Origin of the sequence: Geomicrobium sp. JCM 19038 (assembly GCF_000698125.1) — a bacterium.
Lineage (GTDB): Bacteria > Bacillota > Bacilli > Bacillales > Marinococcaceae > Geomicrobium_A.
The window spans coordinates 37172-52486 of the sequence record NZ_BAXA01000003.1; the positions used below are offsets into that span (position 1 = coordinate 37172).

General features: G+C 40.5%; 19 protein-coding genes, 1 tRNA gene, 1 pseudogene and 1 riboswitch. Of the genes and pseudogenes, 13 read left to right on the forward strand and 8 right to left on the reverse strand.

Annotated features, from left to right (window positions below; all coding sequences use genetic code 11):
- Positions 1-25 precede the first annotated feature (25 nt).
- Both JCM19038_RS04965 and JCM19038_RS25345 read left to right on the forward strand, forming a co-directional pair.
- Positions 26-1171 carry an MBL fold metallo-hydrolase gene (locus JCM19038_RS04965; protein ID WP_052361092.1) on the forward strand — a complete coding sequence of 382 codons (1146 nt, stop codon included), beginning with the start codon at positions 26-28 and terminating at the stop codon, positions 1169-1171.
- Positions 1172-1183: 12 nt separating this feature from the next.
- The gene (locus tag JCM19038_RS25345; protein ID WP_081831646.1) at positions 1184-1444 is read left to right on the forward strand and encodes a DUF3006 domain-containing protein; all 261 of its coding nucleotides are present in this window, start codon (positions 1184-1186) and stop codon (positions 1442-1444) included.
- 30 nt (positions 1445-1474) lie between these two features.
- On the opposite strand, the gene JCM19038_RS22225 is transcribed toward JCM19038_RS25345, so the two are convergent.
- Entirely contained in the window at positions 1475-1615 is a 141-nt protein-coding gene (locus tag JCM19038_RS22225) for a lmo0937 family membrane protein (RefSeq protein WP_152549339.1), read from the reverse strand.
- A 142-nt stretch (positions 1616-1757) separates the two neighbouring features.
- Here JCM19038_RS22225 and JCM19038_RS04970 point away from each other — a divergent pair.
- The 5 genes from JCM19038_RS04970 (at position 1758) to JCM19038_RS04985 (ending at position 4573) form a co-directional block, all read left to right on the forward strand.
- Positions 1758-1833 (forward strand) — tRNA-Val (locus tag JCM19038_RS04970).
- A 224-nt stretch (positions 1834-2057) separates the two neighbouring features.
- Entirely contained in the window at positions 2058-2207 is a 150-nt protein-coding gene (locus tag JCM19038_RS22635) for a hypothetical protein (protein WP_193745045.1), read from the forward strand.
- A gap of 64 nt (positions 2208-2271) precedes the next feature.
- Positions 2272-3417 carry an amidohydrolase gene (locus JCM19038_RS04975; protein ID WP_042415280.1) on the forward strand — a complete coding sequence of 382 codons (1146 nt, stop codon included), beginning with the start codon at positions 2272-2274 and terminating at the stop codon, positions 3415-3417.
- 69 nt (positions 3418-3486) lie between these two features.
- Positions 3487-4107, forward strand: a complete 621-nt coding sequence (locus JCM19038_RS04980; RefSeq protein WP_042359874.1) for a superoxide dismutase family protein — start codon at positions 3487-3489, stop codon at positions 4105-4107.
- Between the two features lie 238 nt (positions 4108-4345).
- Positions 4346-4573, forward strand: coding sequence for a hypothetical protein (locus JCM19038_RS04985; protein WP_042359873.1), 228 nt, complete (start codon positions 4346-4348; stop codon positions 4571-4573).
- Between the two features lie 65 nt (positions 4574-4638).
- On the opposite strand, the gene JCM19038_RS04990 is transcribed toward JCM19038_RS04985, so the two are convergent.
- From JCM19038_RS04990 to JCM19038_RS05000, 3 genes are all read right to left on the reverse strand, one after another.
- Positions 4639-4962, reverse strand: coding sequence for a metal-sensing transcriptional repressor (locus tag JCM19038_RS04990; protein ID WP_373902440.1), 324 nt, complete (start codon positions 4960-4962; stop codon positions 4639-4641).
- 66 nt (positions 4963-5028) lie between these two features.
- Entirely contained in the window at positions 5029-6141 is a 1113-nt protein-coding gene (locus JCM19038_RS20390; protein WP_052361094.1) for an ABC transporter permease, read from the reverse strand.
- Positions 6138-7058: an ABC transporter ATP-binding protein gene (locus tag JCM19038_RS05000; RefSeq protein WP_042415284.1), complete on the reverse strand. Its 921-nt coding sequence runs from the start codon at positions 7056-7058 to the stop codon at positions 6138-6140. The genes JCM19038_RS20390 and JCM19038_RS05000 overlap by 4 nt, the downstream gene beginning before the upstream one ends.
- 176 nt (positions 7059-7234) lie before the next feature.
- Between JCM19038_RS05000 and copZ the strand changes: the two genes are divergently transcribed.
- The gene (gene copZ, locus JCM19038_RS05005; RefSeq protein ID WP_042415286.1) at positions 7235-7438 is read left to right on the forward strand and encodes a copper chaperone CopZ; all 204 of its coding nucleotides are present in this window, start codon (positions 7235-7237) and stop codon (positions 7436-7438) included.
- 45 nt (positions 7439-7483) lie between these two features.
- On the forward strand, positions 7484-8005 hold the full coding sequence (locus tag JCM19038_RS05010) for a cyclase family protein (RefSeq protein WP_042415287.1): 522 nt from the start codon (positions 7484-7486) through the stop codon (positions 8003-8005).
- On the opposite strand, the gene uvsE is transcribed toward JCM19038_RS05010, so the two are convergent.
- A complete protein-coding gene (gene uvsE, locus JCM19038_RS05015; RefSeq protein ID WP_042415289.1) occupies positions 7997-8953 on the reverse strand; it encodes a UV DNA damage repair endonuclease UvsE in 957 nt (318 codons plus the stop codon). The genes JCM19038_RS05010 and uvsE overlap by 9 nt on opposite strands.
- A gap of 160 nt (positions 8954-9113) precedes the next feature.
- Positions 9114-9257: riboswitch (FMN riboswitch) on the forward strand.
- A 245-nt stretch (positions 9258-9502) separates the two neighbouring features.
- Between uvsE and JCM19038_RS05020 the strand changes: the two genes are divergently transcribed.
- The gene (locus JCM19038_RS05020; RefSeq protein WP_052361095.1) at positions 9503-10036 is read left to right on the forward strand and encodes an ECF transporter S component; all 534 of its coding nucleotides are present in this window, start codon (positions 9503-9505) and stop codon (positions 10034-10036) included.
- 40 nt (positions 10037-10076) lie between these two features.
- Here JCM19038_RS05020 and JCM19038_RS05025 read toward each other — a convergent pair whose 3' ends face one another.
- The 3 genes and pseudogenes from JCM19038_RS05025 to dctP all read right to left on the reverse strand — a co-directional run bounded on the left by JCM19038_RS05025 (position 10077) and on the right by dctP (position 12998).
- Positions 10077-11354 (reverse strand): TRAP transporter large permease, encoded by a 1278-nt coding sequence (locus JCM19038_RS05025; RefSeq protein WP_042415291.1) that lies wholly within the window; start codon positions 11352-11354, stop codon positions 10077-10079.
- Positions 11355-11864, reverse strand: coding sequence for a TRAP transporter small permease (locus tag JCM19038_RS05030; RefSeq protein ID WP_042415294.1), 510 nt, complete (start codon positions 11862-11864; stop codon positions 11355-11357).
- A gap of 28 nt (positions 11865-11892) precedes the next feature.
- Positions 11893-12998: pseudogene (dctP, locus tag JCM19038_RS25350) on the reverse strand (TRAP transporter substrate-binding protein DctP).
- Positions 12999-13187: 189 nt separating this feature from the next.
- Here dctP and JCM19038_RS05040 point away from each other — a divergent pair.
- From JCM19038_RS05040 to JCM19038_RS05050, 3 genes are read left to right on the forward strand one after another with little or no spacing between them, the layout of a single operon-like run.
- The gene (locus JCM19038_RS05040; RefSeq protein WP_042415297.1) at positions 13188-13859 is read left to right on the forward strand and encodes a response regulator transcription factor; all 672 of its coding nucleotides are present in this window, start codon (positions 13188-13190) and stop codon (positions 13857-13859) included.
- The gene (locus tag JCM19038_RS05045) at positions 13860-14336 is read left to right on the forward strand and encodes a hypothetical protein (protein WP_042415300.1); all 477 of its coding nucleotides are present in this window, start codon (positions 13860-13862) and stop codon (positions 14334-14336) included.
- An 8-nt stretch (positions 14337-14344) separates the two neighbouring features.
- A complete protein-coding gene (locus JCM19038_RS05050) occupies positions 14345-15229 on the forward strand; it encodes a HAMP domain-containing sensor histidine kinase (RefSeq protein ID WP_152549340.1) in 885 nt (294 codons plus the stop codon).
- Positions 15230-15315 lie beyond the last annotated feature (86 nt).

Here is a 15315-nt window from a genome sequence, read left to right on the forward strand (position 1 = left end):
CACTAACAAAAACGAGAAGGGTGAGATGATGAAACGTATAGTATTCCTATTTTTTCTGCTCGTCTTAATGACAGCTGTAGGTTGCCAAGAAGCATCACCAGATGTAATCCCTGATGATGAACTAGGTCGCTTGCAATACTTGAATTTGAATTCTGCCTATGATGATGGTGATGGACGTTATCCAAACCGAGGGCAGTATGAATTGCCGGATTTGTATATTCATTTTATTGATGTCGGTCAAGGAGATGCGACGCTTTTGCATTCGGAAGATTTCACAGCTCTCATTGATACAGGTAGACACGATCAAACGGATGTTGTTGATTATTTAGAAGAACAAAACGTAACCGAAATTGATTTATTAATCGGCTCCCACGTTCATGCTGATCACATCGGACAAATGGATAAAATTATTGAAGGATTTAATGTAAAAGAAGTATGGATGAACGGGGATGACCACACGACTGCGACATTTGAACGAGTTGTAGATTCAATCCTTAATGCAGATGTTACCTATGAAGAACCGAGACACGGTGACTCAGAAATCTATGGGAATGCATCGTTTACCGTACTCCATCCTGAAACACTTACAGAACACAAAAACAATAACTCGCTCGTCATTAAAGTCGCTTATGGTGACCAAAGTTTTTTATTTACAGGTGACATTGAAGAAGGGGCAGAAAATGAACTTCTAAAACGTGATGCTTCCTTACAAAGTGATGTACTCAAAGTATCACATCACGGTTCAAGCTCATCCAATAGTGAAGCGTTTCTTAATGAAGTGGAACCGAGTTTAGCGATCTATTCTGCAGGTGAAGGAAATCCATTTGACCATCCACATGATGACGTGCTAAATCGTCTAGATGGGATTGGTGCAAATGTGTATGGAACAGACGTTTCAGGCAATATTGTCGTAAAGACAAACGGTCGTGATTATTCAGTACAAGCAAGTGAAGAAAAAGACGCCGGTACGTGTTACGCTGGTATGGTAGCTGTGAATCGTGCGACTGTTGAAGAGTTACAAGAAATTAGCCAAATCGGCCCTGCAAGAGCAGAACAGATTCTAAACTTGCGACCTTTCACATCTTATGAAGATTTTCTACGGATTGAAGGAATTGGACAGGAACACCTTACATCGATTGAGCAACAAGGGTTGGCTTGCTTTGATGATTAGGAGGGATGAGCGATTACAGAAGAGCGTGCTGTTCTAGATCGTATTGAAGACGGGATTGCAGTCTTATTAGTCGGGAAGAGTGAACAAGAATATCATGTAAAAGCAGATGAGTTACCTGAAGAGGCTACAGATGGTGCAGTTCTTGACGTTCAAATTACGAACGATCAAATTGTAGACATTGCAATTAATCAAGAAGAAACCGCAAATCAAAAAGCAAGAATCTCTGCTAAAATGAACCAATTGAAAAAGAAGAAAGGTGGAAGGTTCTCATAAAGAAAGACCGTCAAAATTGACGGTCTTTCTTTACCTTCGTCCTGTTAATAATTGAAATATAAAAATAACGAGTGCAACGACGAGTAAAATATGAATAAGGTTGCCTGCAACATCAGCGATAAAGCCTAATAGCCATAATACGATAATCACGAGAATGATTGTCCAAAGCATTACGTACCTCCTGGCGGTTTGGCCTTATTAAAAAGTACCCTTATACCTATGAAAACAAACCAGTAATAATGACCTGTTTTTCCGGGAGGAAGATGTTGACAGTGTTTAGAATCTATCATATAATATAGTTGTCGCTGATAATGTTCCGTTAGCTCAGTTGGGAGAGCGCCACCTTGACAGGGTGGAGGTCACTGGTTCGAGCCCAGTACGGGACACCATAAGTGATCTATGACTCGTTTGAGTACAATATTGTAACCGTATTCTGCTACTAGTAGCAGAATACGGTTTTTTGATGTGTGACTTTCTTCTTGTCCTCAGTTGAGCAATCTATTTTGTCGAATGTTGTAAAAAAGATAAATATACAGACATTTTTTGTCAAATATGTAGAAGTTTGATCGATGGATGTGATAGGATGATGCTGAAAAGGGGGATGGGACTGGTTATGAACAAGGAAGCACGGGCTGACCAACTACTAAAAATAATGGAAGCGTTGAACTATTATACAGTATTAACAGGAAAAGACACTGACCAAGAGTTTCGTTACATTGCAGAAATGCTAGAAGAGGAATTACAATTAAATATCGCAAATTAATCGTCAGAAATTCCCTCATTGAGGGAATTTTTTGTTATTGTTAGATAATAGAGGAGGCGATGATATGAAAGCTTTTTATAATGGAACGATTTTAAAAGGGGATGGAACTGAAGTTCATGACTCGGCTTTACTCATTGATCAAGGAAAAATTGTGGACATTGTAGGTGAAGATTCGATTCCTGAAGACGTCACAAAGATCGATGTACGAGGCGGTTACATAACACCAGGTTTGATTGATGTTCATACGCATTTGGGGGTTAGTGAACAAGGAATTGGTAAAGAAGGTGCTGACTTTAATGAGACGAGTCACCCTGCCACCCCAGAAATCCGAGCGCTTGACGGGTGCAATCCACGTGAAGAAGGTTTTCAACATGCATTAGCATCTGGCGTCACGACAGTTCAAGTGTTACCAGGAAGTGCAAATGTCATAGGTGGAGAAATGTTTACGATGAAGACGGCAGGGGAGATCTTAGATGAAATGGTCATTCAGTCTCCGTCTGGAATGAAGGCAGCTTTAGGAGAAAACCCTAAAGGTGTGTATGGAGGCAAAGGAAAACGTCCAATTACACGTATGGGTGTTGCAGCAGTTTTTCGTGAGCAACTTTATGGAGCGATCGATTACATAGAAAAACGAAAACAAGGCAACGCAGACGTTCATTTAGGCTATGAGCAACTCGCTAAAGTTCTTCGTAAGGAAATACCGTTTCGAATACACGCTCATCGAGCAGATGACATTATTACAGCGCTGCGTTTACAAAAAGAGTTTGGGTTTAAGTTAACGCTTGAACACGGAACAGAAGGTCATTACATTCCAGATTTCTTGAAAGATCAAGGTGTTTCCATCTCTGTAGGTCCGACGATGTCACCTAAATCTAAAGTAGAAACGAAAAACAAGGGTTGGCAAACTGTGATGGAGTTTGAACTTCGCAACATGAACTATGCGATTACCACAGATCATCCTGTCATCGCCATTAATTATTTAGTTCAAAGCGCAAGTGAGGCAGTAAAAGCGGGACTAAAACAAAGCGCCGCGTTTCGGGCGATTACGTCTAACGCTGCAAGGCATTTAGGGTTAGAAGACCACGTCGGTGAGTTACATCCGGGAATGGATGCAGACGTTGTTATTTGGACGGGCCATCCGTTTCTTTATACAACGACGCTTGTTAGCACGTGGATTCATGGAGAACGAGTCTATTCTTTTGAACAATAACTAGTTTTGCATGTATAGACGCCACCTGTTTGTGTCAAGGATACGAGTATACGAACGGGAGGCGTTTTTATGAAGAAGCTCTTAGTCGTTTTACTTGCGATGTTAATTGTGGGTTGTGCAAATGACGAAAGTGCACCTGAAAATGAAGAAGCTTATGAAGTAAGCGCAACACAGCAAGACCACGCTCCGCTTAGACCAACTGCCGTTGCAGAGGTTGTGAATACGAATTATGATCAAATTGGTGAAGCGAACTTTTACCAAGATAGCCAAGGGAAAACGGTCGTTCATACGAAAGTAGAAGGTTTAAAACCTGAAGGGTTCCATGGGTACCACATTCATGAAAATGGTGTGTGCGAAGTTGATGCAGAGGAAGGTCCGTTTATGAGTGCAGGTGGTCACTTCTCTTTGTCTGACCATGATCATGGACATCATACAGGCGATTTGCCATCACTTTACGTAAATGAAGATGGAACCGCTCAAGCGACTTTTATGCTTGATCAATTTACACCAGAACAATTATTAGAAAACGATGTATCATTGATTATTCACGAAGGTCGAGACAATTTCGCGAATATTCCAGATCGCTACCAATCAAGTGAGAGCGATGCACCAGGTGCAGATGAAGAAACACGCTCAACAGGAGACTCGGGAGATCGAATCGGTTGTGGTGTCGTTGTAGCACCAGAGTGATGAAAAGCAGGACCTGTTGGTCCTCATATTCTCGGATAAGATACGTACTGAAAAAGCGACCACTGTGGCAACGTTTGCAAAAAGCGTAGCAACAGTAGTCGCTTTTTTATTGTGAGTACGTCATCTCTATAACGTTTTGTTTGTTAATGATTAAGAGGAGCTAACGGATCTTTTTTAATTCAAATGGGATAGAGAATCGTCGTTATGGACAACTTAACGAAAACAGGAGGAATGATTCATGAGTCATTACGTATGTCCAGCGTGTAAAACGAACAAAACGCGTTTTCACATTATTGAACAGTCACCACAAGCGGTGAAATTAGATCCTCAGAACGGGGACGTTGTTCAGTCGTATGAGCAAAGCGATCTTGATCCGTTTCACCTTCCTTATAAAGGACCACATAATCGAATTCAATGTGGAGCTTGTGGTTTAAATGAAGATGAACGCCAATTCATGAGACAATAATAATCGTACGTTCGTTTCAAAAATCAAGTCATAAAGAAAACCTCTGCATCATGCAGAGGTTTTCTTTATGACTTCGCGTATTGATCAATGACTTTCATGAGCTCATTTAACGTTTCTTCTTCTTTGCCGTTTTTAATATCATGGACAACACACGTCTTGGCGTGGTGTTCTAAAAGCGAATACCCGACTTTCTTTAGAGCAGCTTGAACTGCGCTAATTTGAATTAATATATCTACACAATAGCGATCGTCTTGGACCATGTTTTGTAATCCGCGGATTTGTCCTTCAACACGGCGTAATCGCTTTAACATGCGTTCTTTATCAGCATTCGGTTCAATAGGGTGTTTGGAATGTTCGTGTTCCATCATTTCTACTTCCTCATCCATCATCGTAACCTCCCTGTCATGCAACTTCTACTAACAGTATAACGGAGCAGAAGGTGAATATCCATCGTATTATCGTGTTAAGCCGCATCCCGGAGGAAACGAGGATAAAGAAAGAGAGCGATTGCTAGGCAAATGATTGTAAACACTAGCAATATCACTAATGAAGGAAAAATATTCGCAAGTGTTCCACTTGATGCCATGACTTCTAAATATGCTTGATGAGCAATATTGTGGGAAGAAAACGCTCGCTTGTTGGACGAAATTTGGCATAAACTCGATCGGCATCCACAATCCAGAAACGATAGCTCCTCCTAAAGCGAGTACTTGGGTAGTGGCGATCCCAGAGTTCTCTGAACGAACAGCCATGCTAATGAGTAAACCAATGGCAGTTGCTGTCATTGAAAGAAATAGTGAGAGTGTGAAGATCGCCATAAGATTACCAATCTGAACATCGTATACGAGCCATCCGAAACTTAGAAGAATGACAAGTTGTAATAACACGACAACGATAAATGCACACCATTTTCCGAGTAAATAATGTAACGGGTGTTTTGGACTCGTCGCAAGTCTTGAAATCATACCTTGACGAAGATCTTTTAATAGTGAAGATACCATTGATATACAGATGAAAAACGTAAACATAACCGCGTATCCTGGTACGATGTGTGTAATTGCATCAACAGACTGGTCGTCGATTGTCACGGCTTCAAGTTGGAACGGTGCTGCAAACCATTCATCCGTGAAGGCTTCCTCACTAACAGCATTGCTTACGTTTTGTTGGCTTACTTGTAAATGCAGTTGTTGAGACACATTGTCAATGATGCCATACAGAGCGCCAGCGGTGTCTTCTTGTGTACCATCATAATGAAGTGTTAGCTGTTCTCCATTTATTTCAAGTAACGTCGAAATGTCGCCACTTTCGAGAAGTTCATTTGTTGAATGGGTTGAATCGATTTGTTCAAGGTCAATCGTGTCAATGTGCTGTAGCTGTTCAATGAATGGATCTGTTAACGTCGTGGAATCAGTTACAACGACATGGAGTGTAAGTGACGTTGTGCTCGATTGATTGCCGAAAATGGATGCGAAAATGACAATGAAGAAGATCGGTAACAATAAGGTCCAAAAAACCAAGCCTTTGTCTCGGAGCATTTTCTTTAACTCAAGTGAAAAATGTGCATTCATGACTGACCCTCCTCTGATAATGACTGACCTGTTTTTTGTAAGTAGATGTCTTCCAAAGAGGGGGTCACCATTTGTAAATGGTGTACGTCAATGCGGTGTTCTTTCATTGTTTCTATCAGTTGATGAATGAGTTGTAATGGATCGTCGCTAGGAAATACATAGCCATTTTTACTCTCTTTTGGCTCTCCTAAATGTTGGAAATGTTTGAGGTCATTTGCATTAATGGACACTTCCACTGCTTTTGTCGAGTTGTTTTGTATAATCGTTTGTGGAGAATCCATATCGATTACTTCTCCATGATTGAGAAAACATACGAGGTCACAAAGTTTCTCAATCTCTTCCATATAGTGACTACTATAAATCACGGTTTTGTTCGATTTGATTAACGTTTTGACAACGTTATAGATTTCGTTTCGTGAGTTAGGGTCGACGCCGACAGTTGGCTCATCCATAATCAAGAGCATCGGATCGTGGAGCAATGTGCATCCAATGTTTAAACGGCGCTGCATCCCGCCAGACAATTGCTTGACGATCGTTTTTTTGCGATCTTCCAATTGAATCGTTTTGAGAACATGATCTATTCTCTCTTTTTGAATGGAAGAAGGAACATTGTAAACTTGGCTGAAAAATTTTAAATTATCTTCGACCGTTAACGTTTCCTCTAAACAGATTTCTTGAGGGACGTAACCGAGTTGTTGTTTAATTTTCGCAGAATTCCGTTCCGTACTTTCACCTGCAATCGTAATTTCACCGTGGTCTGCTGACAAAATCATCGTAATTACCTTTAACAACGTAGATTTTCCCGCTCCGTTTGGTCCAACGAGACCGAAGCAAGAACCTTCTGGAATTGATAATGATACGTTTTTTATGACTTGTTTTTTTCCGTATGACTTTGACACTTGATCAATTGTTATCATTTTGTTCACCTCACGTCTTGTTACTAACAATGGTACGTGAGTATATCGAAGCTAATTATAAGTAATGAATGAAAGAACGGTGAACGAACATAAGACGTTAAGAAATGAACATGAGAAGCGGAAGGTTTTTGATCGTTGTGTTGTCCGTGGTACGATAGAGAAGAGGAGGGATCGATATGAAAGACACATTTTCGGTACAAGGAATGTCTTGTAATCACTGTGTACAGGCAATTGAGACGAGTATCGGTCAACTTGATGGTGTTACAAATGTTGATGTAGATTTGAACAAGCATCAAGTAGGGGTCGACTACAACGAAAAAACGATCTCGAAACAAGCAATCGTAGAAGAAATTGAAGATCAAGGGTATGATGTCATCTAAAAACGCCTCGCTTTGCGAGGCGTTTCACCGTATTGGGGGATTAGCATGAAGGTAATTGATTTAAGTCAGACCATTCATAATGGAATGGATGTATACCCTGGAGATCCAGAAGTTACAATCAATACGTTTTGTACGCTTAGTGAAGATGAGTACGTCGTTCGTCAACTGTCAATGGGTAGCCATACGGGCACACATGTGGATGCATTTTCACATATGCATGAAAGTGGCTTAACATTAAGTGAGATTCCTCTTCAGCAGTTCCTCGGTCAAGCTGTACGGGTCGATCTACGACGTCCATTTCCAGAAAAAACGGGATTATTCTTTGCTGATTGTGTAAATCTGGATCACTATGAACAAATTGTAAAGGCTCATCCTCCATTTGTTGGTGGTGAAATTAGCGAGAAGCTTGAACGCGCGCTATTAAAGAAACAAATTGTGACCTATACAAATCTAGCCTCGTTAGAGAGTCTTCCTAAGTTAGAACCGTTTTTGTTCGTTGGGCTACCACTTAAAATTAAAGACGGTGACGGTTCGCCCGTTCGTGCAGTCGCAGTTTTTTTATCGTGAAACTATACCACCACAATGGCGCTTGTATCCGCGAATCTTTGTGATTTCTTCAATTAGCTTGAGGCAAGCCCGGTCTTTTGCTTTAGCTTCAATCATGACATCAACAGACGTGTTGAGTGATTTTAATACGTCGAGCAATGGACGTATAAAGTCGATGCTTACATAATCTGAATGACTACGAAAAGCATTCTCTGACTTTGGAGAAGAAAGATGAATTTTTGGTGGTTGACCAGTTCTTTCCCACGTTTTAAACAGACGAGGGAGCAGTTCGTGTAAATCTTCATTTTCATCATGATTTGCCACGTAATGATGATAATCAAACATCATCGGGAAATCGTGACGTTCACATAGTTCTAGTGTTTCAGTCGTTGTATACGTTTTATCATCATTTTCAAATGTCATCTGCTTTGCAATCGCTTTAGGAATTGATTGGATATTGTGTGAAAAACGTTTAATCGCTTCAGATCGATCATTGTAGGTGCCACCAACATGGATGTTTATGCGAATATCTTCATGAAGGTTCATCGCTTTACTTAATGCGTAATGATACGTTAAGTCTTTGATGGCGTTATCGGTGACGTGCTGTTTTGGACTTGTGAATAGCGTAAATTGATTCGGGTGGAAGCTCGTCCGCAATTGATTTGAGTTAACAATTTCGCCAATTTCTTCGTATAAGTGCTTAAAAGGAGTAATATAATCAAAATCGACATCATCATGAGTCGCAAGCGGAACGATTGATGAAGAAAAACGATATAAAGGAATTTGTTGTGCGACAGTGTAAAGAAGAATGCGGCGAGTGCGACGTAAGTTTTCTTCGGTAATCGCATGTAATTGTGAAAGAGCATCCTTTGGATCTAATGATTTGAATCTTGAGAACGTCATCGTTTTTGCAGGGGATGCTTCGTAGAGATGTAAAGCGTTAGAAACAAACCCAAATCGAATATGCATGTATGCCTCCTTGCGCGTTTTTGTCTTAGAAAGGGTACCCATCTGGATGAAAACTAAACCTGTGAGCGCGCCTGAGACTTTTCAGAAAAAAGAATTAAATCCGAGTAAACGACTTGACGTTATCAATAAAGTGCAGTAGGATAGAAACATAATAAAATAAATTGGTCTTCGGGGCAGGGTGAAATTCCCGACCGGCGGTGATTCACGATCGTTGTGATTAGTCCGTGAGCTGCTTAAATGTTTAAGTGGTTGATCTGGTGAAATTCCAGAGCCGACAGTAAAGTCTGGATGGGAGAAGATTGCAGAGAATCGTTTGCGATTCTAAGCCTGTATCAATTGTTGATACATGTTTATTTTGCGAATCATTTGTTTTGATATTTAAGCCCCTTTGTTTTTAAACAAAGGGGCTTTTCTCGTTTTTATCATCAAAACAATGATGCCTCTGTTATCCCTTTTTTACCGAAGAAGGGAGAGAAGTGTTATGAATCAACAAACAAAGACGTTTCGGCTCGTAAGTTACGCAATATTAGGTGCGATGGGACTGCGTTTATGTTTATTAGTTTCCCAATTCCGTTTTTACCGGCAAACTTTTTGAGTTTGGATTTTAGTGAGATTCCAGTTCTTTTAGCAGCGATTTTATTCTCACCGGTTGCAGGCATTGCAGTTGCTGGGGTTAAGATTGCATTGTACACATTGTTTATGGGAGCAGGCGACCCAATTGGTATGGTTACGAACTTTATGGCAAGTTTAGCGTTCGTTTTGCCGATTGCATACATTTATCGTCGTTTCCGTACGACGAAGAGTCTCGTACTCGGAATAGGTGTCGGTACAGTGTCCTTAACGGTAATTCTTAGTGTATTAAATTACTTTATCTTCTTACCGGCATATGTATGGCTCGTTGGAATGGATCTTTCTAGCGGTATGATGCTTACGATGGTGTTAGGTGGTATTTTACCTTTTAACTTAATTAAAGGAATTGTCGTCGGTGCGGTTTTTGTGCCTGTATTCTTAAAGCTATACCCACTCCTCAAAAAACAGCGTGTGGGTGCAACGCTTAAGAAGCCGACCGTTCATGAACAATAATACAAAACGATGAACGGCCAAAGTGCCATTCATCGTTTTTTTATTGTCGTAACTGCAGTAAGCCCATGCTTAGGAAAGGGAAGAACGTGACAATGAGCACGTTAATGATCATCATTAAGAGAAATGGTGTGACCGCTCGTACGACACCTTCGAATTTCGTTTCTCCTACTTGTGCTGCAACAAATAATGATACACCAACCGGTGGAGTAATCAAACCGATTGATAAGTTAACGATCATAATGATACCAAAGTGTACCGGGTCCATACCGATGCTAGTAACAATCGGAAGGAGTATCGGTGTGAGTATGATAACAGATGCAATCGTTTCCATAAACGTTCCGATTAATAAAAGCATAACGTTGATTAGCAAAATAATCATAATTGGAGATAACGCTGAGTCCATAATCAAACCTGCGAACGATTGAGGAACTTGTTCTCGTGTTAAGATCATTCCAAATAAAGCTGCAGTTGAAATGATGAACATAATTACTGACGAAGTTACCGCAGATTCTACGAGTATTTTTCGCATAACGCCAAGTGTTAACTGTTTGTATACAAATATGCCGACTAAAAACCCATATACGACGGCGATTGCCGAGGCTTCGGTCGGTGTGAAAAAGCCACCATAAATACCACCGAGTATTATGACTGGCATGAGTAAAGCGAGAAAAGCATCTTTAAATGACGTGCCGATTTTTCTGATGTTCGTTGGTTCTGAGGCGGCTCCGTACCCTTTAATTCTAGAGATGATATAGGCGACAAGCATTAACGACAAGCCAATCATAATGCCTGGTAAAATTCCAGCGATGAACAATGCACCAACCGAGGTACCCGCTGAAACACCGTACAACACTAATGGTACGCTAGGTGGAATAATAATTCCTGTCGTTCCACCGGCTGCATTAACCGCAGCTGCGAAATTGCGATCATAACCGTTTTTAACCATCGATGAGATTAAAATGGCACCAACTGCGGCGGTCGTTGCGGATGCTGAGCCTGATAGTGCAGCAAAGATTAAACAAGAGACGATTGCAACGTGTGCTAAACCTCCGCGAAATTGACCGACAAGGCTTTTGGCAAAGTCAACGATCCGCTGTGATATACCACCATGTTCCATCAACTTCCCGGCTAGAATGAAGAAAGGTGCAGCCATTAATGGAAACGAGTCTAACGCTGCGAACATTCGTTGAGGTAACGTAATTAAATCGGTTTGTCCACTTACAATGAAGACGATGACAGATGCAAGGCCGAGGGCAATCGCAATTGGGACGTTGATCAGGAATAATACGAATAGTGCGATAAATAAAAGGATAACCATTTATTCCACCCCTTCGATGCCCTTCTTTGTTGAATCAGTTTGTTCTGGCTGCTTAAGTGCTTTCATAGTGACGTCAATGAGGTTAAGAATCATTAAACAACCGCTTAGTGGGATGACACTATACACATAGCCCATCGGAATGCCAAGTGCCGCCGATCGTTGTATCATTGAACGGTCCATCATTTCGATACCTTTTAAGATTAAGATAAAAAAGAAAGCTGTACAGACAATAGCTACAATGACATGAAGAATTTGCGACCATTGTTGTTTTAGTCTAGTAACGAAAGCCTCGATACTAATATGTGCACCATATTGAAAAGCAAAACTAGCACCGAGAAACGTCACCCAAATCATTAGGTAGCGGGCAAGTTCTTCGGTCCAAGGAAACGACATATTGAATAACGCTCGGCTAACGATCTGCACGAAAACAGCAAGCACCATGAGTGCAAGCAAGAGAGCAGTTATATTTTCAACGATGCGATTGATTTTCGTGATGATTTTGTGCCACAATCTGATCCCTACCTTCTATTGTCAACTGTCAACGGTTTAGATTCGTAATGCGCTCAACATAGTCCCCAAAGGAATCAGCATGCCGATCGTACACAGACTGAACCGATTCACGAAACGCTTCAACATCGACATCGGAATGGTCAACAATTTCCATGCCTTCATCAATCATATGTTGTTTTTGTTCGACTTCCATATCTTGATTAATGGCTCGCTGTTCACTAGCAAACGAACGACCTAACGTCTGTAGTGTATCTTGTATATCTTCAGGTAACGAGTCGAATCGGTCTTGACTCATAATTAAGTAAGCTGATGCATAATAGAGATTTGTTTCAGTATAGTAGTCTTGAACTTCAAATAGATTCCCACTTTCAAATACCCCGTAAGACGTATCTAGACCATCTACAATTCCTTGTTGAATTGAAGAGTACGTTTCTGGCCAAGCAATCGGAGTTGGTGACGCGCCTAATGCATTGTACGTATCAACATGCATATCATTTTCAATTGTACGCATTGTTAGACCTGATAAATCATCAGGATGTACAATTGGATGCGAATCGTTTGAGAAATGACGGAAACCGTTTTCCCATATTCCGAGTCCAACCATGTTGCGTTCTCCATATATCCGAGTAATTCGTCACCGATTTCACCGTCAACGGTTTCATATACATGGTCGGTACTTTCGAACAGAAATGGCATTTCTAATACCGCTAGTTCAGGTACGAAATTACCGACGGGACCTGAAGTGATTAGCCCCATGTCTAACGTTCCGAATGTAATTTGTTCTACCATATCCCGCTCACCACCAAGCTGGCCCCCACCGTAAATGGAAAGTTCGATGATACCGTCTGTTTCTTCTAGCAATTGTTCGGCAAATGCTTCCATGCCAATTGAATACGCTTCGTTAGGTGGAGCAACATGTCCCACTTCAATCGTAATGACATCCTCATTGTTTTCAGAGGAGCCTTCTGTTTCGTCAGAATCTAAGTCTTCCTCATCAATCGTCTCTGCTCCTGTCAAGGATTCTCCTTCTGAAGTGTCCAAATCATCACTTGCAGAGTCGATGCCACAACCTACTAAAACAAATGTCGATGTAAGCGCTACCAAATAACTGAACCGCAATGGAAATTTAATCATGATATGCCCCCTTTTAATTTTCTGAATTGCATTACTATTATATTGGAAATTAAATAGAACTACAATATAAAATACGAATTAAATCTGATTGCTTCGGGTTCAGAAGCAGTTTTTTGCGATTTTCACTCGTATTTGTCATAATCAGTTCATGTTGTAGGTATACACTAAAGGGATAAGGAGGGGGTTGATGTGACGACAATCCTTGTTGCTGATGATGATGCACATATTCGAAAGTTAATCCGTTTATACTTAGAAAATGCAAGTTATAAAGTAATCGAAGCTCGCGATGGGAAAGAAGCACTACTGTACATGAAGCAGCAAGACGTCTCACTAGCATTAATTGATGTGATGATGCCGAAACTTGATGGCATTCAATTAACGAAATCAATTCGAGAACAGTCGTCAATCCCAATCTTAATGATTACGGCAAAAGGAGAGTCTAAAGATAAGATCAACGGATTTAATGCCGGAACGGATGATTACTTAGTGAAACCGTTCGATCCGATTGAAATGACGTTACGAGTGAAAGCTCTTCTAAAGCGTTCAGACAGTGGGAGTCAGCAGGTTACGACAATTGGAGCGTATACGATAGATTTAGACCGCCTCCAAGTCATGAAAGACGATGACGTTGTGGTCTTAAAGAAGAAGGAATGTGAGTTACTTTTTCATCTAGCGAAATTTCCAGGGAAGATTTTTACGAGGGAACAATTAATAGAATCGATTTGGGGAATTGATTTTACAGGTGACGATCGAACGGTAGATGTACATATTAAACGTTTACGTGAAAAAATTCGCCATCTACCAAAGTTATCAATAAAAACTGTGCGCGGACTAGGTTATGCACTCGAGGCGATGAATTAAATGTTATTTCTACTGTGGCGTCAACGTTTTCATGTGCGCATTGTTATTACGTTTATCGTCGTTTTATTTGTCAGTTTATTGATCGCTTACGTTTATGCTTATTTCATGTACCCGGAACATTATCAATCTGAATTATCGGTTACGAGTATTGAATCAGGAATGAATACCGTACTTCAAGCTAAAGAGCTTGATTCATTTGGAGAGATTGAGGAACTAGCAAAGTTATATCAAGCTGAAGTGATTGCAATTGATGGGGATCGTGATGTAGCTTTTTCAACCGAACAGGCGAGCTCTATATCAACGACTTCCATTAATCGCATAAATCATCTCGACGAATCAGAAACGGCGTTTACATTTCGAAGTGATGTAGACATGTTTGAAGTCGTTGCCCCAAAAGAGGTTCAGGCGAAAATTATACATTTGTTTACCAGTTTGATATCACAGAGGAGTCAGAAGCGGTTCGGCATATTGTCCTAGTCGTATTGATGATCGTATTAATTATTGGTAGCTTAGGATTTGTAGTTGCGTCTACCCCGATTATCTCACCGATTAATCAATTATCTAATGCAGCTAGAAAAATGGCGAAAGGTGATTTCTCGGTTTACATTAAGAAAAAAAGGGAAGATGAGATAGGCGAGCTCGTCGATAATTTTAATTATATGTCCAAAGAACTACAACAAATTGAAACGATGAGACAAGAGTTTGTTAGCAACGTTTCGCATGAATTTAAGTCCCCAATGACGACAATTAATGGATTCGTTCAAGCAATTCGTGACGGTGTCGTAAAAGAAGATGAACAAAAAGAGTACTTAGACATCATCCATTCAAGTACACAAAGACTTTCACGACTGAGTGATCATTTACTCCAACTCGCTTCGCTCGAGTCAGAACATCATCCCATTGAAAAGCACGAATACTTAGTTGATGAGCAAATTCGACGTGTCGTTCTTTCCACCCAATTGTTATGGGAACAAAAAAACATAACGATCAACATTGACCTTCCTCAAATTATGATCGTTGCCGATCAAGATTTAATGGAGCAAGTGTGGATGAACTTACTAACAAATGCAATTAAGTTCTCCGACCGAGGTGGGGTTATTGATATTGAAGCGAAAAATGACCGTGGTAAATTTACAATTGTTTTTCGAGATCAAGGCATTGGTATCCCGAAAGAACACTTGCCATATGTATTTGAGAGGTTTTACACGGTGGATGCATCGAGAACACCACAGATCAGTGGGAATGGGCTCGGGCTCTCCCTCGTTAAGCGAATCTTAGATTTGCATAAGTTTAGTATTAAAGTAGAAAGTAAACGTAACCTTGGAACGAGCATGTACGTATCCATTAACGAAACCAATGATGAAAAATAAAAATGTGAACGACTGATGACAAATGTCCCAAGTCATATACAGTTCATGTTTCATGTGTATGATCAGTAAAGATAGAAATGAAATAG

Excerpts from the sequence above, each read along its gene's own strand:
- JCM19038_RS04990 (WP_373902440.1), bottom strand. The coding sequence starts at position 4,962 with ATGATGGATGAGGAAGTAGAAATGATGGAACACGAACATTCCAAACAC.
- JCM19038_RS05010 (WP_042415287.1), top strand. The coding sequence starts at position 7,484 with ATGAAGGTAATTGATTTAAGTCAGACCATTCATAATGGAATGGATGTA.
- uvsE (WP_042415289.1), bottom strand. The coding sequence starts at position 8,953 with ATGCATATTCGATTTGGGTTTGTTTCTAACGCTTTACATCTCTACGAA.
- JCM19038_RS04980 (WP_042359874.1), top strand. The coding sequence starts at position 3,487 with ATGAAGAAGCTCTTAGTCGTTTTACTTGCGATGTTAATTGTGGGTTGT.
- JCM19038_RS05050 (WP_152549340.1), top strand. The coding sequence starts at position 14,345 with ATGATCGTATTAATTATTGGTAGCTTAGGATTTGTAGTTGCGTCTACC.
- JCM19038_RS22225 (WP_152549339.1), bottom strand. The coding sequence starts at position 1,615 with ATGCTTTGGACAATCATTCTCGTGATTATCGTATTATGGCTATTAGGC.
- JCM19038_RS05025 (WP_042415291.1), bottom strand. The coding sequence starts at position 11,354 with ATGGTTATCCTTTTATTTATCGCACTATTCGTATTATTCCTGATCAAC.
- JCM19038_RS04975 (WP_042415280.1), top strand. The coding sequence starts at position 2,272 with ATGAAAGCTTTTTATAATGGAACGATTTTAAAAGGGGATGGAACTGAA.
- JCM19038_RS05020 (WP_052361095.1), top strand. The coding sequence starts at position 9,503 with ATGTTTATTAGTTTCCCAATTCCGTTTTTACCGGCAAACTTTTTGAGT.
- JCM19038_RS05000 (WP_042415284.1), bottom strand. The coding sequence starts at position 7,058 with ATGATAACAATTGATCAAGTGTCAAAGTCATACGGAAAAAAACAAGTC.
- JCM19038_RS22635 (WP_193745045.1), top strand. The coding sequence starts at position 2,058 with ATGAACAAGGAAGCACGGGCTGACCAACTACTAAAAATAATGGAAGCG.
- JCM19038_RS04965 (WP_052361092.1), top strand. The coding sequence starts at position 26 with ATGATGAAACGTATAGTATTCCTATTTTTTCTGCTCGTCTTAATGACA.
- copZ (WP_042415286.1), top strand. The coding sequence starts at position 7,235 with ATGAAAGACACATTTTCGGTACAAGGAATGTCTTGTAATCACTGTGTA.
- JCM19038_RS20390 (WP_052361094.1), bottom strand. The coding sequence starts at position 6,141 with ATGAATGCACATTTTTCACTTGAGTTAAAGAAAATGCTCCGAGACAAA.
- JCM19038_RS04985 (WP_042359873.1), top strand. The coding sequence starts at position 4,346 with ATGAGTCATTACGTATGTCCAGCGTGTAAAACGAACAAAACGCGTTTT.
- JCM19038_RS05045 (WP_042415300.1), top strand. The coding sequence starts at position 13,860 with ATGTTATTTCTACTGTGGCGTCAACGTTTTCATGTGCGCATTGTTATT.